This is a genomic window from Treponema socranskii subsp. socranskii VPI DR56BR1116 = ATCC 35536, assembly GCF_000468115.1.
Lineage (GTDB): Bacteria > Spirochaetota > Spirochaetia > Treponematales > Treponemataceae > Treponema_D > Treponema_D socranskii.
Genome location: NZ_AVQI01000030.1, coordinates 1 through 17,115, shown reverse-complemented (window position 1 = coordinate 17,115; position 17,115 = coordinate 1). Strand labels below are relative to the sequence as shown.

Sequence of the window (17,115 nt, the reverse complement as noted above, 5' to 3'; positions counted from 1 at the left end):
GGCAAAAGGGTCTGCCTTCCGGGGAAATCGATTTTCCGAACTCTATTTAAAAAGTTGATAAAGTGCCGGTGCAGTATGGTAAATCGATATAGCTAATTTTATTGACAGATAGCCAGGATCACCGTATACTGTGCGTATGTGCAGATCGTCGATCTACGATGCGAGAAACAATTTTTCAGCTCTCATAAAGATGGCGGAAGCGGGGGAAAGCGTCGAGCTTACCCGTCGCGATAAGCCGGTGGCCGTCATCATCAGCTATGAAGCATACCGTGAACGACATATTCGGCGGAAAAATTGGCTTTCCGAATGGAGAAAAGCTCATGCCGACAGCTTGCTCGATGAGGGCTTGCCCTATGTCAGATCGCGAGAGATGCCCGATCCTAAGAAAGCTCAAAAACTTTGGTCGGAAAAATGAAAGCGATATACTTATTGGATACGAATGTTATTTCCGAATTTGCAAAGAAAATTCCTAATGAACATGTATTGGAACGGTACTACGCAAACGAAACACGCTGTGCGATCCCCGCCGTCGTTTGGCAGGAATTAATATACGGATTGGAAAAGATGCCCGAAGGCAAGGGGCGGTGCATCGTTGCAGATGCGATTGAAAACCTCAGATCAAATATGGATATCATCCCCTACGATGCGTTTGCCGCCGGCATTTGCGGAGAACTTTTGGCGCGCTGCGATGCGGCGGGTACGCCGAGCTCTTATGCGGATACGCAGATTGCGGCGATAGCCGTAGCAAACAATATGATCCTCGTAACACACAATGAGCGGGATTTCGCGGCACTCTGTAAAATCAGTATGCTGAAAATCGAAGACTGGGCGCGGTAAAATCAATCAGCCGATATGCTTTCAAAACCCGCCGTTCAAATTATTCGTGCGGAGGGTTTAATACCCCGACGCTTGCGTCGGGGGTGTTGATTAATTTTGCTGCGGCGGAGCGAGCGTTACGTTTATCGTCAAGTCTTTACCCTTTCGGCGGATCGTCATCGAAACCGTATCTCCGGGACGCTTGTCTTCGAGCGCGGAAAAATAATCGGCGAGGGAGGCTATCGCGATGTCGTCGATCTTCGTTACGATGTCGCCGCCGAGGAAGATTATCGAGCGGCCGTAGTTTGCCCGCTGCGTGCCGCCTCGTATACCGGCTTTGTCCGCGTTTCCGTTTTTCGTCACTTCCGAAACGAGCACGCCCGCCGACACGTCGAGACCCGCGTACTGCACGATCGTCCGGTTCAGCTGTACGATCGACATCTGCACGATGCCGCGGTTTACGCGCCCGTAGCGTATCAAATCGGAAACGACGCGCACGGCGGTTTCCGCGGGGATCGCAAATCCGACGCCGGCGGAGCTTCCCGAAGGCGATACGATCATCGTGTTGATACCAACCATGCGGCCGGCAGTATCCAAAAGCGGACCGCCCGAATTTCCCGGATTGATTGCGGCATCGGTTTGAATCATGTTGCGGATGATCCTGTTGTTATTGTTCCGCACGGGTCGGGCGAGTCCCGAAACGATTCCCGTCGTCATCGTGCGGTCGAGTCCGAACGGGTTTCCGATCGCGATGACTTTTTGTCCGATTTTGACTTTGCTCGAATCTCCGAATGAAATCGTTTTTAAAACCGTACCCGCAGGCGGCGTGAATTTAATAACTGCCAAATCGCTTTCGCTGTCCTGTCCGACGATCTCCGCTTCGTACTGCGTGCCGTCTGAAAGCGACACGTAGATTTCCGACGCATTTTGGATAACGTGCACGTTCGTGACGATATATCCGCGCTTGTCGATGATAGAGCCGCTTCCCGTTCCTCCGTCTTCGACTATCGGTTCGAGAAACCAGTTTACGCCGGCGATCTTCGTGCTGATGTTTACGACCGATTCGGCGCATCGATCGTAGACGTTGATATTTTGCTGTTCGTCTTCCGTAAAACCGGATGCATCCGCAACGGGACGCAGCGGGAGGGCGGCGCTTTGTTCGAAAACCGGATAGCTTTCGGCGGCCGTTTGATTTTCAAAATCGCGCTGCGCTTCGGCAGGCTGCGATGCAGCTTCCCCGATGCCCGCGAACGACGCAAATGAGCCGATATTTCTATCGATAAAAATCGCTGTCGCTGCGGTGATTACGACTGCCGCGGTGATCGCGCGTATGAATTGCGTTTTCGAATAGAGCTTCATATCGATAATGATACCGATTTAAAAGCGCTGCGTCAAACCGAAGGTGCCGAATTCCGGCACCGGTAGAAGCCGTGCCGTATTCGGATTAATCGCACGCTTTATCGCAGCCGCTGAATGCGCTCGGTCGTTATTCTACGGGCGTAAAGAGCAAATCGTGTTCGAGAAAACTGAAATACGAATCACGGTCGAGGATGATGTGATCGAGCAGCGTGATGCCGATAATTTTCGACGCTTCTATGAGCGTCTTCGTCGTTTCGATATCTTCTCTGCTCGGGGCGCAGCTGCCCGACGGGTGATTGTGGCATACGATCATCGCCGCAGCGTTTTCGACAAGCGCTTCCGAAAAGATTTCGCGCGGGTGGATAATCGTTCGGTTAATCGTGCCGACGCTTACGACGCGTATCCGTATGATTTCGTGGCCGCCGTTGAGCGTTATGCACAGAAAATGCTCTTTCGGCAATACCGAATAATTTTTTACAAAGGGTACGACATCTTTCGGCTGCGTGATGACCGAATGCAGGTGCGCGTTCCGTCTGCGTCCGAGTTCGAGCGCGGCCGCTACGGCGAGGCTTTTTCCCGTTCCCATGCCTTTGATCGCCAAAAGATTCGGTACGATGTTTTTGTCGTCCGATTCGTACAGCGCTTCGACGACGCTGCGCGCGAGGCGGCGTACGGGCGATTTTTTTGTGCCGCTTCCGAGTATGAGCATGACAAGCTCCTCATCGCTCGGATATGAGAATCCGTGTTTTAAAACCTGTTCGCGTATGTCCGGTTTTGCGTTTCGGTGATAGTTCATCACATAATAATCGAAAAAATGTTGCGATTTCGGAGTTTTTGCTCGAAGTTTTTACGATAAAATTGTGCGCTTGTTCGTATACACGTGCGTGGTATGTGCACATCGGAGTTTTACCGCCCTCGTTTGCGCGGTATTCGCACATCGGACCGTCCTCTGCCGTTTGTATCGGGGCGCTCACGAAGAAGGGACGCGATGCCGAAAATATTGATATGACGACATTTGTAAAAATATCGGCGGAAATAAAAAAGGCCGAAAAAAACGGAGGGCGTCCGTCGAAATCGGCTTTATTTCGCCGCATCGCACTGCCGTGTGCCTGCGTGGTGATGTTCGTTTCGTGTGCAACGCTTTCGTTTGAAAAACCTGCAGCATCGCGGAGCCTTACGGGCGAGGGTGTTTTTTCAGCAGCCGAACTCGCATCGTTTTTACGCTCTCATAACCCCGCGATACGCAAAGCTGATGCCCTCTATATTGCGCAGTGTTATATTTCGGAAGCGCACGACGAAGGGATCAATTCCGACGTCGCCTTCGCGCAGATGTGTCTCGAAACGGGATTTTTGAAATTCGGCGGGGCGGTTACCGAAGACATGCACAATTACTGCGGACTCGGTGCGACCGGAAGCGGGACGGTTCCCGATCGTTTTCCGACGGTGCTGCTCGGCGTGCGTGCGCACATCCAGCATTTGAATGCGTACGGAGATACCGACGAACTCGTCAATCCCGTCGTCGATAAACGCGCCAAATTCGTCTCTCCGCGCGGCAAAGCGCCGACGATTTTCGAACTTGCAGGGACGTGGGCGTCCGATAAAAAATACGGCGAAAAACTCGACGCGCTCCTTTCCCGTATGGAGCGGAAGTAGGATATCGGCCGTTTGTATGCGCATCGAGCGGCGCGTCGGACGGGTTCTCGCCGAAAGCATATCTTTATTTAGAAATACTTTCGAAACTCGACTTTCGATCTATTGATTTATGTACATATATGATGTACTATAAAGATGTGGAACGGAATACGGATTTTGTCTATCTTGATACTTTTGTATGGGATACGGCAAAAAACGAATACAATAAAATAAAGCATAAGGGGCTTAGTTTTGAATTTGCAAGCCGTATATTCAATGATCCGTTGCTGTTCCAAGATTATGATTATAAGCATTCGGATGACGAATGCAGAGAAAAATACATAGGCAAACTGGACGGGCGTTATATCGTAACAGTTATAGCAACTGACAGGGACGGGCTGATAAGGCTTATATCTGCACGAAAAGCAGACAAAACGGAGGTTCGGCTTTATGAAGAAAATGCAAAGAGAATACAAGGTTATTGATTTTCCACCGCTGACGGATAAAGAACGGGCAATCCTTGAAGAGATGGATAAAACACCTGACAGCGAAATAGACTTTTCGGATATACCGCCGAGCAAACCGACTGCAAACGGCGGCTTTTATTATATTCAATCTTTGAAAATGCCTAAGACGGACATTCACACAAAGATTGACAATGATAATCTTGCATGGCTAAAACAAGCGGGAAAAGGCTATCAGGCGAGACTGAATAATGTAATACGCTGGGCAAGGCTCAATAATTGCCCTATTTCTCAGATGTAGAAAACTACATGAGGATATTTCTAAAAACTCACCTTTAGCGATTATTATCCGCAATGCCGAAGTCGATCGACGGTGTTGTAAGCGTTATCGACTTATTCAGTATTATATTATGTACAATGATTCGGTGATTGGAGTTTTATTTTGTTTGATTATTTTTACATTATGTGCCATAATGCTTTTTTATGAAAGCGATAGAGCTTGAAAAAGCGTATAACCCGAAAGATTTTGAAGACCGCATATACAAAGCGTGGGAAGAGGGCAATTGGTTTAAGCCCGCGTCCGATCCCGCCTCTCCCGTTCATGCCGAATACGAAAAACGTATGGCGGGCAAATCTCCCGAAGAGATTAAAGCTGCGACGTTTTCAGTCGTCATCCCGCCTCCGAACGTGACGGGTGTTTTGCACGTCGGGCACGGGCTGAACAATACGCTGCAGGACATCGTCGTGCGCTATCACCGTATGAAAGGCGACAACACGCTGTGGGTGACGGGTACCGATCACGCGGGTATCGCGACGCAAAACGTCGTCGAGCGCGCGCTGAAAAAAGAAGGCAAATCGCGGGGCGACATAGGCCGCGAAAAATTTCTCGAGCGCACGTGGGCGGTAAAAGACGACCACCATGCGACGATCGTCAAACAGCAGCGGAAGCTCGGCAACAGCACCGATTGGGATCGCGAGCGCTTTACGATGGACGAAGGACTTTCGTGCGCGGTGCGCGACGTGTTCGTAACGCTCTATGAACGCGGACTCATCTATCGCGGACATTATCTTGTTAACTGGTGTCCCCGCTGCGGTACTGCGCTTGCGGACGACGAAGTCGAACACACGGATACGGCCGGTGCGATGTATCACATCTATTACGAATACGCCGACGGTCCCGCGCCCGACGGTTCGACGAAAATCGAAATAGCGACGACGCGGCCTGAAACGCTGCTCGGCGATACGGCCGTCGCCGTAAATCCCGCCGACGAGCGCTATAAAGATATCGTCGGAAAAAAATTAAAACTGCCGTGTACCGACCGCGTCATTCCGCTCATCGCCGACGCGTACGTCGATAAAGACTTCGGCACCGGTATGGTAAAGATCACGCCGGCGCACGATCCGAACGACTGGCTGGTCGGAAAGCGGAACGATCTCGACGTTATCAATATATTGAATCCCGACGGTACGCTGAACGATAACTGCCCCGAACGCTACCGCGGACTTTCCTGTGCAAAAGCGCGGGCTCTGATCATCGAAGATTTGAAAGCGCAAAATTTATTCAAGGGTGAAGAAAAGATTACGCACGCGGTCGGACATTGCTATCGCTGCAATACCGTCGTCGAACCGTATTTAAGCGATCAGTGGTTTGTCAAAATGCAGCCGCTTGCACAAAAAGCGCTTCATGCGTGGAAAAACGGCGATATCGAATTTTTCCCGCGCAAATGGGAAAACACGTATAAAGTATGGCTCGAAAATATCCGCGACTGGTGCATCAGCCGCCAGCTGTGGTGGGGTCACCGCATTCCGGTGTGGTACTGCAAAAAATGCGGGGAGACGATCGTTTCGCGCGAAGACGTGCACGCCTGTCCGAAGTGTTCGTCGACCGAACTCGAACAGGATCCCGACGTACTCGACACGTGGTTTTCTTCATGGCTGTGGCCGTTCAGCACGCTCGGCTGGCCGGAGGAGACCGACGATTCGGCAAAGTTTTACCCGACGAGCGCGCTCGTCACCGCCTACGACATCATTTTCTTTTGGGTGAGCCGCATGATTATGGCGGGCATCGAATTTACGGGCAAAGCGCCGTTTCACGACATCTACATTCACGGACTCGTGCGCGACAGGCAGGGCAGAAAGATGAGCAAGTCGCTCGGCAACGGAATCGACCCGCTTGAGATCGTCGACATGTACGGAAGCGACGCGTTCAAATTTACGCTCGGCTTTATGTGCGCGCAGGGGCAGGACGTTTTAATCGACAGGGAATCGTTTAAGCTCGGAAGCCGTTTTGCGAACAAAGTGTGGAACGCGAGCCGTTATATACTCGGAAATCTCGAAGGGCGGAATCTCGTTCCGGTGCGCGACGAAGATTTAACCGAACTCGACAGGTGGATTTACACGGAGCTCGACAAGTGCGTGCGAGCGGAGCGCGAAGCGCTTGAAAGCTACCGCTACAACGATGCGGCTTCTTCGCTCTACGAATATTTTTGGAACGAATACTGCGACTGGTACGTGGAAGCGACAAAGCTTTCATTTAAAAACGGAAGCGATGCGGAAAAAGACAGAGCGGTTTCGGTTTTGCTCAACGTGCTCGAAGAGAATATCCGCCTCCTCCATCCCTTCCTCCCCTTTGTGACCGAAGAGATCTACGCGAAACTTCCGCTTGCCGAAATTGTTAAAAATAGAAAACTCGCAGGCGCGAATAAAATCCTTTCGACGAGCGACTATAGCGGTATGCTCATCGCATCTCCTTTTCCCGAAGCAAGCGATGCTCGCGTCGATGAAAGCGTGACGCGGCGTTTTAACGTGCTTCGCGAACTCATAAAAGGCGTTCGCGCGCTCCGCGCCGAGTGCGGCATCGATCCCGCTTCGAAGATACGCCTTGCGCTTATGATCGAAAAGGGCAGCGCCGCGGAAGTCTGTGCTGAAAAATCCGATATCATCATGCTGCTTGCGGGAATCTCGCACATCGATTTTGTCGATGAAAAGCCCGCCTCTTCGATCGGTACCGTCGTACCGGGCGCCGAAGCCTTTTTGCTCATAGACGAAAGCATCGACAAAACGCAGCTCGCCTCTCGCTTTCAAAAAGAAAAAGCCGAAGCCGAAGCGATCGTCGCCCGTTCGGAAGCGAAGCTTTCGGGCAAATTCGCGGAGCACGCTGCGAAAGAGCTTGTCGAAGCGGAAAAGGCGAAGCTCGAAGAAAACAGGCGCCGCATCGAAAAACTTGCGTCGTATATGCAAAGCTTGTAAGAGGCGGAGCCGATGAAACGATTGAAGTACAAAATGCATGTCGACCGTTCGGGCAGGATGGACAACAAATCCATGCGCCAGTTGAAAAACATTTACCTCGCGCCGTACATGCAGCTTGCGACGGTACTCATCGGCAAAGCCCGTCACGCCGGCGGCAATATGTTCCGTCATCAGCTCGACACGATGAGTATCCTCATCGACTACGGCTATATCGATTCGGTGCTTTTGAAAGCGTCGTGCATTCACGACGTCATCGAAGACGTGCCCGGCTTCGATCCGAATTTAATAATCGATATCGACGAAGACGGGCCGAAAGTGTACAAGCTCGTCCTCGAAGTGACGCGAAAAGAAGGGCAGCCGAAAAGCGATTACCTGCGTACCATCATCCAAAGCGGAAGTCAAAAAGCGAAAATATTAAAATGCGCCGACAGGATCAGCAATATGATAAGCCTCGGCTTTGTCACCGATCCCGCGTTTATCGAGCGGTACTGCGACGAAACCGAATTTTTCGTTTTGCCGATTGCGCTTGAAGTCGACTACAATATGTATCAGGAACTCATCGGTCTCATCATCTCCCGCCGCCGCTACCTCGAAGAAAGCGGCTATATCGATCGAAAGAAAAAGACGCAACAAGGCTAACGATTTTTAATCAACTTGACACTGGCTTTTATAAAGCGTAAAATTATTCCCGTAAAATGATTTTTATTAATAAGGGGTTATTAGTATGATTAAAGTCGGTATCAACGGTTTTGGTCGCATCGGGCGCATGGTATTCCGCGCTGCGGTTTCAAACTTTAACGACATTCAGATTGTCGGCATCAACGATTTGCTCGCTTTCAATAAAGCCGATCCTTCGAAAATGCTGATCGATTATCTCGCATATTTGCTCAAATACGATTCGGTTCACGGCCGTTTTGAAGGCAAAGTCGAATTCGACGATCAGCACCTCATCGTAAACGGCAACAAAATCCGCGTTTTCGCGGAAAAAGATCCTGCGAATATCAAATGGGGCGAATGCGGCGCCGATGTCGTCGTCGAATCAACGGGTTTTTTCCTGACAAAGGAAGCGTGCGAAGCGCACATCAAAGGTGGCGCAAAAAAAGTCGTCATGTCGGCTCCTTCAAAAGACGATACGCCGATGTTCGTTTACGGCGTCAACGATTCGACCTATGCGGGACAGACGATCATTTCGAACGCGTCCTGCACGACAAATTGTCTCGCGCCTCTTGCAAAAGCGATTCACGATGCATACGGCATTAAACGCGGTCTTATGACAACGGTGCACGCATCGACGGGTACGCAGCTTACGGTCGACGGTCCGTCAAAGGGCGGAAAAGACTGGAGAGGCGGACGCGCCGTATACAACAACATCATCCCGTCGACGACGGGAGCTGCGAAAGCGGTCGGAAAAGTTATCCCGGCGCTCAACGGTAAACTCACCGGTATTTCGATGCGCATTCCGTCTCCCGATGTATCGGTTGTGGATTTGACTTGCCAGCTTGAAAAGGCCGCGGGAAGCAGCAAAGAAGAAGCGTACAAAAACATCTGTGAAACGATGAAAAAAGCCGCTGACGGCGCACTCAAAGGCATCGTCGCGTATACCGAAGATCAGGTTGTTTCGACCGACTTTACCGGTGACAGCCACACGTCCATCTTTGATGCGAACGCGGGTCTCGCACTTGAAAACGATTTTGTAAAATTGATTGCGTGGTATGACAACGAGTGGGGTTACTCGAACAAGCTCTGCGAAATGATCCGCGTGATCAGCAAGTAAGTATTGTGCACGGTCGTACGCACTTGCTTCGACCGTGGGTATGACAACGAGTGGGGCTACTCGAATAAGCTCTGTGAAATGATCCGCGTAATCGGCAAGTAAGGCTTTCGCCTCGTCGCTCGGATTATTTTTAATAATTATTAATAGATAAAACCGGTCGGTGCGTGATGCGCGTCGGCCGGTTAAATTGAACATCTGAAATAGCGCCGTTCAATTTAACTTCTGCTCTACGGCGAGCTTATGTATGTCGATACCGCCGATTTTCCGTGCAGCTTTTTTTGAATCCGCTCTTGTACGCCTGATGCCGGAGAGAGCGTCGTCATCGAAAAATAATATTGTTTTTTTTCAAAGACGAACGACGCATCGATACGGTGTTTTACATCGGTAAAAAGTACGGAATACCATTTTTTCTGAGGCAATTCGGTTTCGAGCGCTTCGATTCGGCCGAGGTCGATGAGCTGTTCGGAGGGTTTGCTTCCGTGTGTCATCTGCCGAAACATCAGAGACATAAAATTTTCGGACGGGGAAACGTAAAAATACAGTCCGTGCGCACAAAAGACGAGGAGTCCCCAAAGCTCGGTACGCGAAGAAGTGAGCGAGAGCGCGGCGTATGTTTTTTTATCCGCATTGATGCACACGAATTCCAGTTCTTCGACGGCATCGCCCGTTTTTCCTTCAAGTTCGATAAAAAATTGTTTTCGTTCGTCATTCATATAGAAACAAGTATAGCAGATACTGAAAAAAAATTACATATCTGCTATACTATACGCTATGAATGAAAAGAAAAAATCGCCGTTCATTGTGCGGCTTTTCAAAGGGATTTTGATTTTTCTGTGCGTCATTCTCGTCTCTCTGTTCGGGTGGATCGGTTTTTCCGCTCTCGACAGAATGTCGCCTCTTGACGTGATTCCGTCCGATTATTCGGTTTTCGTGCACACCGATTCTCTGTGGGATGCCGTCTCTCCGATAGTCGATTTGAAAGCCGCCGACGTGCTGCTTGCCGATCCGCTGCTTTCGAATTACCGCGCTCCGTTTATGGAGTTCCGCTCGTCGGCTCTGCGCAGCAACAAATACGTGCGCTTTGCCGCATCTCGAAGCGTGTATGCCGCTTTTTATGCGGCAAAGGGAGCTTCGTCGTATATCGCACTTATCGATATGAGCTTTCTTTCCGCGTTGACGCGCTTCGCGTCTCTTGTCGCACCGCATTTGAATATTAATAATTTGGACTATGTCAAAGATTACGATTTTCCGTATTTCAAATACGCTGCAGGAAAAAATGCGGCGTATTATATTGCTCAAAAGCGCAATCTACTCGTTGCATCCGATTCGCTCGCTACGCTTTCCCGTGCGATTTTGGATGACAATGTCCGTGCGTACAAAAAAGAAGAAAAAGCGCTTTTGCTGCAAAAAAGCGGCGAGCCGATCCGCATCGTGGCAAACGGAAAGCGGCTCGTCGAACAGGTTACCGCCGGAAACGATGTCGCCGGGGCAGTTTCTTCTCTGCTCGATGAAACGGCCCTCAGTGTCGTTTCGTTCGGTATATCAGATGCCGATATCACGGTCAAAGCGGAATTCCCGTTTGCGATTTCCGATACGAACGCATCTCCGCTTGCGCCTCTTTTAATAAAAAATTCGAAAATGCCCGCACTCCTTTCGCAGCTCGGAGAGAACGTGCAGTATTATACGCTGCTCAATGCGGGGCAGTTCAGCGAATTGAAAGACGCGCTTTTTCCGCTTTTACAAAGGACGACGGATATCGAGCGTACATGGCAGCGAGCGAATGCGTGGTGCAGGCGGCTCTTTTCGGTTTCGCTCGACGATATCGTTTTTTCATGGACGGGAAGCGAATGCGCCGTGCTCGGCATTGAAGGCAACACCGATCCCGTTTTTGCGATCGAAATACGAGACGCACGTCAACGTGAAAAAATATTCGACTCCATATTTTCGTCGTTTGCGATCGAAAACAATACGAATTTAATAATCGGCGGCGTGCGGCTTCCCCGCATCGATATGCCGCCGCTGCTACGCGAACTGCTTTCGTCGTTCGGCGTTGATTTGCCGCGTCCGTATTATTTTGTGCAGGGGAATTACATCTATTTTTCGGAGTCGCCGCAAAATTTAGCCGGTGTATATAACGATCTGAAAGAACGAAAAATGCTCGCGCGAAACGAAAATTGGAAAACTGTTTCGGGCAATCTTTCGGCGGAAGCGACGGTGAGCGTGTATTACGATCTGAAACGCAGCGTTCCGTTTTTTATCCGAAACGGTACGCTGCTTGCCGACGTCTTAAAGCTGTACACTGTCGGCCGCTGCGATTTCCGCTTAAAAAATTCGGTGCTCACTTGTCAGCTCCATGCGGTCGCTTCTTCGGCATCGGATATGCGCCTCGTTCCGGGTTTTCCGATCGCGCTCGAAGGTACGACCGACTTTTTACTGCATGCGGAAGCGGGCAAAAATCCCGGCGCGGTGTTTTGGCTTGAAAGCGGAAAAAAGATACGTTCTCTCGAACTTTCGTCGATGAAGCGGACCGAACTCAGCTTGGCCGAAAACGCTTCGATCGTTTCCGCTGCCGAAAAGTGCAGGGATGGGGGCGTGCTTTGGGCAGTCGGTGCGAACGGTGCGGTACATTTGCTGAACCGTGTTCTTGAAAACGTCGGAAACTTTCCGATTCTCACGGGCACCGTCCCGTCTGCGCGACCTGCGGCATTCGGTAAAACGCTTTTGATTCCGTCTCGGGGATCGGTCATCCTCGTCGTAAAAGACGACGGTACCTACGACGAAGTGCAGCTTCCGGACGACGGCGAAATTCTTTCCGCGCCTTCTTTTTCGGGCGATACGGCTGCGGTATACGAAAAGTCGTTTGCAGGTTCGATCTATCTCATGAAAAATCAAAAAATTATTAATGCTTCCGAGCCGATGGAAATAGACGGCATAGGCTTCGATTCGCCTGCGCTCATGGAAAGCGGCGGCTTTCTCTATACGGCGTTTATAACGCAATCGGGCAGATTTTACCTTTTCAAAGACGGTAAACTCGAAGACGGATTTCCGATAGAGACGAACGGCGTGTTTTATACGAATGTCGTTTCGTGCGGCTCTTTTTTCTTTGCGCTTTCGGAGGATGCGGAACTGTATCGCTTTGCACTTGACGGTACCTTTACGACGGTAAAGATTCCCGGCGCGTCTTCCGCGCGGCAAGGGCGCATCGCTTCCGTGCGTTCATCTTCGGGAGATGCCGTGTACGCGTGCGCCGACGAAAACGTGCTCTACGGTTTTATGCAGTCACTCGAACTCGTATCCGGGTTTCCCGTCGCGGGCAGGGGCGTACCCGTCATCGCGGATGTCAACGGCGATAAAAAAGACGAATGTATCGTGCTTTCGTTCGATAAAAATTTATATGCGTGGGATATACGATGAAAAAATTAATAATTATTGTTTTTGCGGCGCTCTCGTTTGCGCTTGTTTCTTGTATGACGTTTCAAAAAGACGTACTCGTCTCTTCCGATGAAACGGTTGACGGCGGTTTTTCGCTTTCGATGCAGGCGCGCCTTGCATCTCTCGACGCCGCTTTTTTCAGCGGGGACAATGCGGCAAATTATGCATCCGAAAGAGCACATATCATTTCGGAGATACAAAAGCGTCTCGCATTTCCCGAACTTGAAAAACGAGCGGCTTCCCGTCTCTATGCGCTTTTGGGCCGCGCATATTTTATCGGCGGCAATTCGAACGAAGCGAAAAAATGCTACGAGCAGGCTGCCCGCCGCTATGCCGACGACAGCGAAGCGATCGTGCTCGGTCATCGCTTGGGAATTATTAATTTAAAAGAAGCGCTTTCGCTTCGAAGCGGAGACGGAGTTCTCGTGCTCGAATCCGCCCTCGACGCATACAAGGCGGGAAGGTACGATGAAGCGGCAGGCCTCTTCGATACTGCTTTTTTGCTCCTCGCTCCGTTTTATAAAAGCGCGTATTCGCCGCTTCGCGAAAAAGCATGGCGTCTTAAAGATGCCGTTTCAGACGACAAAGCGCTTGCGAAATTTTTGCCGCTTGAATCGATCTCGCTTTTGCAGATGATCGAAATTACGCAAGCGTCGACGCAGCTTTTGGATATCTACACCGGAGGAAAAAAGTACGGGGGCGAAAGATTGTTCGCCGTTGTGCGGGGTGCGGGTTTGTTGAAAAGCGTTTCCGGTATTTCGGATGACGGTCAACTCCGATCGACAGCGGAAGCGAGCCGTATTCTTTGTGCACGCTTTTTATGGAACTTGCGGACGGCTGCGGGAAAAAATCCGAACCCCGCACGATATTCCGAGCGTTATCGCAGCAGAATGCTTTCGAGTCCGATTCCCGATGTGCCGCTCGCTTCTCCCGATTTCGATGCGGTGCTCGGCAGCGTTGAAAACGAACTGATGACGCTCCGCGACGGAGTCAATTTTTATCCCGAAGGAAAGATGTCGGGTGCCGAATTCAACGCAAGCGTTACAAAGATACGATAGCACGTCGTGATCCGCCATATCGCTTAAAACGAAGTGCCGAAACGCCGATTTTAAAAATCGATCAAATGCCGTTGTAGTGCGTTTTCGTTTTTTCCTGCACATAGGCGACAAAGTCTTTGAGCGAAAACGTTTTTTGTTCGAGACCGCTGTCGGCGCGGAAGCGGACGGTTACCGCACCTTCGTCTTTTTCTTTTTGTCCGACGATGAGGATGTACGGCGTTTTGCGCTCCGAGCTTATCGATTTGATTTTGCTTTTCATATTGCTTTCGTCGACGTATGCGTTTGCGCGTATGCCTTTTTCGGCGAGCGCGCTTCGCACAGCTTCGGCATACTCGTAAAAGTCGGGTCCGACGGGAACGACGGCCGCCTGTTCGAAGTGGAGCCACGCGGGAAAAGCGCCGGCGTAGTTTTCGATGAGGATGCCGATAAAACGTTCGAGCGATCCGAGCACGGCGCGGTGCAGCATAACCGGATGGTGCTTTTGATTGTCCTTTCCGATGTATTCCGCGTTGAGCCGTTCGCTTGAGGGCAGCTGGTAATCGAGCTGAATCGTACCGCACTGCCATTCGCGGCCGAGCGCATCGACGAGGGTAAATTCGAGTTTCGGCCCGTAAAATGCGCCTTCTTTCGGCTGCACGTCGTAGTCGAGACCCGCTTCTTTGCACGCGTTTCCGAGAGCGCTTTCGGCGTGATGCCACGTCGCTTCGTCTCCGACGTGATCGTCGGGCATCGTGCTCAGTTTGACGATGAGATTTTTATTAAAACCGAAATCGCCGTATACACCGACGAGGAGCTTGCAGAACTTTGCGACTTCGCTTTCGATCTGCTCTTCGGTACACAAAATGTGCGCGTCGTCCTGCACGAAGCCTCTCACGCGCATAATGCCGTGGAGCGTTCCGCTCGGCTCGTTGCGAACGCAGTGACCGAATTCGGCAAGGCGCATCGGAAGATCTTTATAGCTTCTCGTCCGCGTTTTAAATATTTCGATTGCGCCGGGGCAGTTCATCGGCTTGATCGCGAACATGCGCTTTTCGCTTTCGGTGATAAACATATTTTTTTGATAATGTCCCCAGTGTCCGCTCCGTTCCCACAGCGTGCGCGGCATAATCGCCGGCGTATTGACTTCCATATAACCGTCGGCTTCGAGCTTTTTTCGCATGTATTCCTGCAGCGTTATATACACAGACCAGCCGTTCGGATGCCAAAAAATCTGGCCGGGATCTTCGTCGTCTATGTGGAAGAGATCCATCTTTACGCCGAGTTTTCGATGATCGCGCTTGTCGGCTTCTTCGAGCATTTTGAGATAATTTTTCAAATCGTCCGGCTTTGCAAAGCAGGCTGCGTATATGCGCGTGAGCATCGGCTGACTTGCGTCTCCGTGCCAATATGCGCCCGCAATTTTCATCAATTTAAAAGCCTGCGCGTTTATCTCTTTCGTGCTCGAAACGTGCGGTCCGCGGCAGAGATCGCGAAAATCGTCCTGTTCGTAAGTGGAGATCGCTTCGTCTGCGGGAAGGGTTTGTATCAAATCGATTTTATACGGCTCGTCTTTGAAAAGGGAAAGCGCTTCGTCTTTTGAAATCTCTTTGCGCACGAATTCGTGATTGCCCGAAAGAATTTTCCGCATCTCTTTTTCGACCGCAGGAAAATCGCTTTCCGAAAATTTGACGTTGTTCGGAAAATCGAAATCGTAATAAAAGCCCGTATCGATCGCGGGGCCTATAGCGATTTTCGTACCCGGATAGAGATGTTTAATCGCTTCCGCCATAACATGTGAACAGCTGTGCCTGATCGTCTGTAATCGTTCGTCGAGTGCCATATACGTACCATCGTAAGTTAAATCTAAGGAAGCTTCTAAGAGGTGATATTTTTAGAAGCTTCCCGCAGTATTTCGAATTTTGTCAAACTCGAAATCGAATGTTTAATCAATAACCCCGACGCAGCCTCGCAGCGAAGCTTCAAGCGGCATCGGGTACAGTGCTCAACGTTTTGCACTGTATGTTTTCTATAAGGCGGTTGCAGTCGGCTTTAATACCCTTTATTACGGCGCAGAGAGAGCGTCGGATATATTAAAGCCTCCGCACGAATAAAACCGTGTTATAGCTTAAAGCGCGCGCTTACGTTTGCGCTCCACAGGTTATTCCTCGGGTTCCAGCAGCCGCCGACGGTGCAGTCGAAAAAGAGGATGTTTAAGCCGAGACCGGTATAGAGCTGCGGCTGGATTTTTCCCCATGCAAAACCGTTCGAATTGTAATCGTGCGCTTCGCTTCCGCTTCCGTTGGGAACGTTACCCGAGAGGGCACCTGCTTTGTATGTCGACGAATATGCATAATCGTAATGGTTTTTCGATGCCGTAACGTAGGCGCGCATACCGGCGTAGGGCGTCAGGATAAAGAATTTTTTCGAAACCTGCGCCTGTACGAAAAGCGTGTGCAGGTCGAAGTTCGTATTCATATCCGTATTTGCCGTAACCGTTGCAGTGGTAATGCCGGGAATGCCGTGTGCGGTTAAGTCGGATGTATACGTCGACGAACCTTCCGCACCGAGCGCCATGTGCGTGTATATGTAACCCGCACCGACGGATATTTTCGGAAGCAGTGTGCTTCCTTTCATAACGGCATAGCGAATATCGCCGCCGAACGAATAGTACGTGATCGTTCCCGTAAAATCTTCGAACTTTAACGAATTGATTTTTAAGTATGAACCGTACAAGCCGACATCAAAGGGAAGGATGATGCCGCCCAAACGCGCGTTTATCGAATAAGCGGGAAAGGGGATAGTGTTCGGGATCGAAAAATTGAAGTCTTTCGATGCTCCCGGAGTCTTGCCGTTGATTTCGTTGACGATTGCTTCGGCAGTCGATGAAAATTCTTTCGTATTCATAAACGTGCCGGAAACCGTAAGGCCGATACCGAAATGCGGCGGTGCGGACGGGAACAGTTTTCCGATATATGCGTCCGACCAAACGCCGAGCTGCGTCGTCGTTTCGGGAAGCACTTCCGTCACTTTGTCCGTAAAAGATTCGAACGCTTTGTCGATATCCGCGTTTGCTCCGAAAACGGAAGCGGTCGATAAAAGAGATGCCGCCGCGAATACGGAAAGCGATTTAAAGAGATTGCGTATTGTCATAAAGCCCTCCTACATAAGATTGTATTCAGTATATCTGGTATATAGGCAAAATACAAGAGTGCGGAAGAAATTTGCTCGAAATCGCTAGAAATCACGGAAATCCATTTTCAATGGGTATTTTCTAATGGGTAATGAGGCTGTATTGAGTTTTCCATTTCATACGGAGACGCGATACCACCGTACCTTACATTGAGCGAAGTTC

Annotated in this window: 15 protein-coding genes; 10 read left to right on the top strand and 5 right to left on the bottom strand. The window is 50.4% G+C overall.

Annotated elements, in window-relative coordinates; genetic code table 11:
- Positions 1–136 precede the first annotated feature (136 nt).
- Together HMPREF0860_RS04700 and HMPREF0860_RS04695 are read left to right on the top strand one after the other, a co-directional pair.
- Positions 137–415, top strand: a complete 279-nt coding sequence (locus HMPREF0860_RS04700; RefSeq protein WP_038080781.1) for a type II toxin-antitoxin system Phd/YefM family antitoxin — start codon at positions 137–139, stop codon at positions 413–415.
- A complete protein-coding gene (locus tag HMPREF0860_RS04695; protein ID WP_021330075.1) occupies positions 412–837 on the top strand; it encodes a type II toxin-antitoxin system VapC family toxin in 426 nt (141 codons plus the stop codon). The genes HMPREF0860_RS04700 and HMPREF0860_RS04695 overlap by 4 nt, the downstream gene beginning before the upstream one ends.
- A 90-nt stretch (positions 838–927) precedes the next feature.
- Here HMPREF0860_RS04695 and HMPREF0860_RS04690 read toward each other — a convergent pair whose 3' ends face one another.
- Together HMPREF0860_RS04690 and radC are read right to left on the bottom strand one after the other, a co-directional pair.
- A complete protein-coding gene (locus tag HMPREF0860_RS04690) occupies positions 928–2,175 on the bottom strand; it encodes a S1C family serine protease (RefSeq protein WP_021495547.1) in 1,248 nt (415 codons plus the stop codon).
- 127 nt (positions 2,176–2,302) lie between these two features.
- Positions 2,303–2,971, bottom strand: coding sequence for a RadC family protein (gene radC / locus HMPREF0860_RS04685; RefSeq protein ID WP_021330027.1), 669 nt, complete (start codon positions 2,969–2,971; stop codon positions 2,303–2,305).
- 209 nt (positions 2,972–3,180) lie between these two features.
- On the opposite strand from radC, the gene HMPREF0860_RS04680 reads away from it, so the two are divergent.
- From HMPREF0860_RS04680 to gap, 6 genes are all read left to right on the top strand, one after another.
- On the top strand, positions 3,181–3,828 hold the full coding sequence (locus tag HMPREF0860_RS04680; protein ID WP_081670687.1) for a glucosaminidase domain-containing protein: 648 nt from the start codon (positions 3,181–3,183) through the stop codon (positions 3,826–3,828).
- 137 nt (positions 3,829–3,965) lie between these two features.
- Positions 3,966–4,292 carry a BrnT family toxin gene (locus HMPREF0860_RS04675; RefSeq protein WP_038080796.1) on the top strand — a complete coding sequence of 109 codons (327 nt, stop codon included), beginning with the start codon at positions 3,966–3,968 and terminating at the stop codon, positions 4,290–4,292.
- Entirely contained in the window at positions 4,258–4,572 is a 315-nt protein-coding gene (locus HMPREF0860_RS04670) for a BrnA antitoxin family protein (protein ID WP_021330037.1), read from the top strand. Before HMPREF0860_RS04675 ends, HMPREF0860_RS04670 begins: the two co-directional genes overlap by 35 nt.
- Positions 4,573–4,754: 182 nt before the next feature.
- Positions 4,755–7,520 carry a valine--tRNA ligase gene (locus tag HMPREF0860_RS04665; protein WP_021330062.1) on the top strand — a complete coding sequence of 922 codons (2,766 nt, stop codon included), beginning with the start codon at positions 4,755–4,757 and terminating at the stop codon, positions 7,518–7,520.
- A gap of 33 nt (positions 7,521–7,553) precedes the next feature.
- Positions 7,554–8,159, top strand: coding sequence for an HD domain-containing protein (locus HMPREF0860_RS04660; RefSeq protein ID WP_038080794.1), 606 nt, complete (start codon positions 7,554–7,556; stop codon positions 8,157–8,159).
- Between the two features lie 88 nt (positions 8,160–8,247).
- Positions 8,248–9,294, top strand: coding sequence for a type I glyceraldehyde-3-phosphate dehydrogenase (gene gap, locus HMPREF0860_RS04655; protein ID WP_445795383.1), 1,047 nt, complete (start codon positions 8,248–8,250; stop codon positions 9,292–9,294).
- Positions 9,295–9,521: 227 nt separating this feature from the next.
- On the opposite strand, the gene HMPREF0860_RS04650 is transcribed toward gap, so the two are convergent.
- Complete coding sequence (locus HMPREF0860_RS04650) at positions 9,522–10,007, bottom strand: hypothetical protein (RefSeq protein ID WP_021330016.1); 486 nt, start codon at positions 10,005–10,007, stop codon at positions 9,522–9,524.
- 58 nt (positions 10,008–10,065) lie between these two features.
- On the opposite strand from HMPREF0860_RS04650, the gene HMPREF0860_RS04645 reads away from it, so the two are divergent.
- Together HMPREF0860_RS04645 and HMPREF0860_RS04640 are read left to right on the top strand one after the other, a co-directional pair.
- On the top strand, positions 10,066–12,708 hold the full coding sequence (locus HMPREF0860_RS04645; protein ID WP_021330050.1) for a hypothetical protein: 2,643 nt from the start codon (positions 10,066–10,068) through the stop codon (positions 12,706–12,708).
- Positions 12,705–13,784, top strand: coding sequence for a tetratricopeptide repeat protein (locus HMPREF0860_RS04640; RefSeq protein ID WP_021330020.1), 1,080 nt, complete (start codon positions 12,705–12,707; stop codon positions 13,782–13,784). The genes HMPREF0860_RS04645 and HMPREF0860_RS04640 overlap by 4 nt, the downstream gene beginning before the upstream one ends.
- 61 nt (positions 13,785–13,845) lie before the next feature.
- Here HMPREF0860_RS04640 and thrS read toward each other — a convergent pair whose 3' ends face one another.
- Together thrS and HMPREF0860_RS04630 are read right to left on the bottom strand one after the other, a co-directional pair.
- Entirely contained in the window at positions 13,846–15,603 is a 1,758-nt protein-coding gene (gene thrS / locus HMPREF0860_RS04635; RefSeq protein ID WP_021330057.1) for a threonine--tRNA ligase, read from the bottom strand.
- A gap of 278 nt (positions 15,604–15,881) precedes the next feature.
- A complete protein-coding gene (locus HMPREF0860_RS04630) occupies positions 15,882–16,913 on the bottom strand; it encodes a hypothetical protein (RefSeq protein ID WP_021330049.1) in 1,032 nt (343 codons plus the stop codon).
- Positions 16,914–17,115 lie beyond the last annotated feature (202 nt).

Bases quoted from the DNA above. Each gene is read 5' to 3' on its own strand.
- thrS (WP_021330057.1), bottom strand. From the start codon at position 15,603: ATGGCACTCGACGAACGATTACAGACGATCAGGCACAGCTGTTCACAT.
- HMPREF0860_RS04640 (WP_021330020.1), top strand. From the start codon at position 12,705: ATGAAAAAATTAATAATTATTGTTTTTGCGGCGCTCTCGTTTGCGCTT.
- HMPREF0860_RS04630 (WP_021330049.1), bottom strand. From the start codon at position 16,913: ATGACAATACGCAATCTCTTTAAATCGCTTTCCGTATTCGCGGCGGCA.
- HMPREF0860_RS04660 (WP_038080794.1), top strand. From the start codon at position 7,554: ATGCATGTCGACCGTTCGGGCAGGATGGACAACAAATCCATGCGCCAG.
- radC (WP_021330027.1), bottom strand. From the start codon at position 2,971: ATGAACTATCACCGAAACGCAAAACCGGACATACGCGAACAGGTTTTA.
- HMPREF0860_RS04695 (WP_021330075.1), top strand. From the start codon at position 412: ATGAAAGCGATATACTTATTGGATACGAATGTTATTTCCGAATTTGCA.
- HMPREF0860_RS04645 (WP_021330050.1), top strand. From the start codon at position 10,066: ATGAATGAAAAGAAAAAATCGCCGTTCATTGTGCGGCTTTTCAAAGGG.
- HMPREF0860_RS04680 (WP_081670687.1), top strand. From the start codon at position 3,181: ATGACGACATTTGTAAAAATATCGGCGGAAATAAAAAAGGCCGAAAAA.
- HMPREF0860_RS04700 (WP_038080781.1), top strand. From the start codon at position 137: ATGTGCAGATCGTCGATCTACGATGCGAGAAACAATTTTTCAGCTCTC.
- HMPREF0860_RS04650 (WP_021330016.1), bottom strand. From the start codon at position 10,007: ATGAATGACGAACGAAAACAATTTTTTATCGAACTTGAAGGAAAAACG.
- HMPREF0860_RS04665 (WP_021330062.1), top strand. From the start codon at position 4,755: ATGAAAGCGATAGAGCTTGAAAAAGCGTATAACCCGAAAGATTTTGAA.
- HMPREF0860_RS04690 (WP_021495547.1), bottom strand. From the start codon at position 2,175: ATGAAGCTCTATTCGAAAACGCAATTCATACGCGCGATCACCGCGGCA.
- HMPREF0860_RS04670 (WP_021330037.1), top strand. From the start codon at position 4,258: ATGAAGAAAATGCAAAGAGAATACAAGGTTATTGATTTTCCACCGCTG.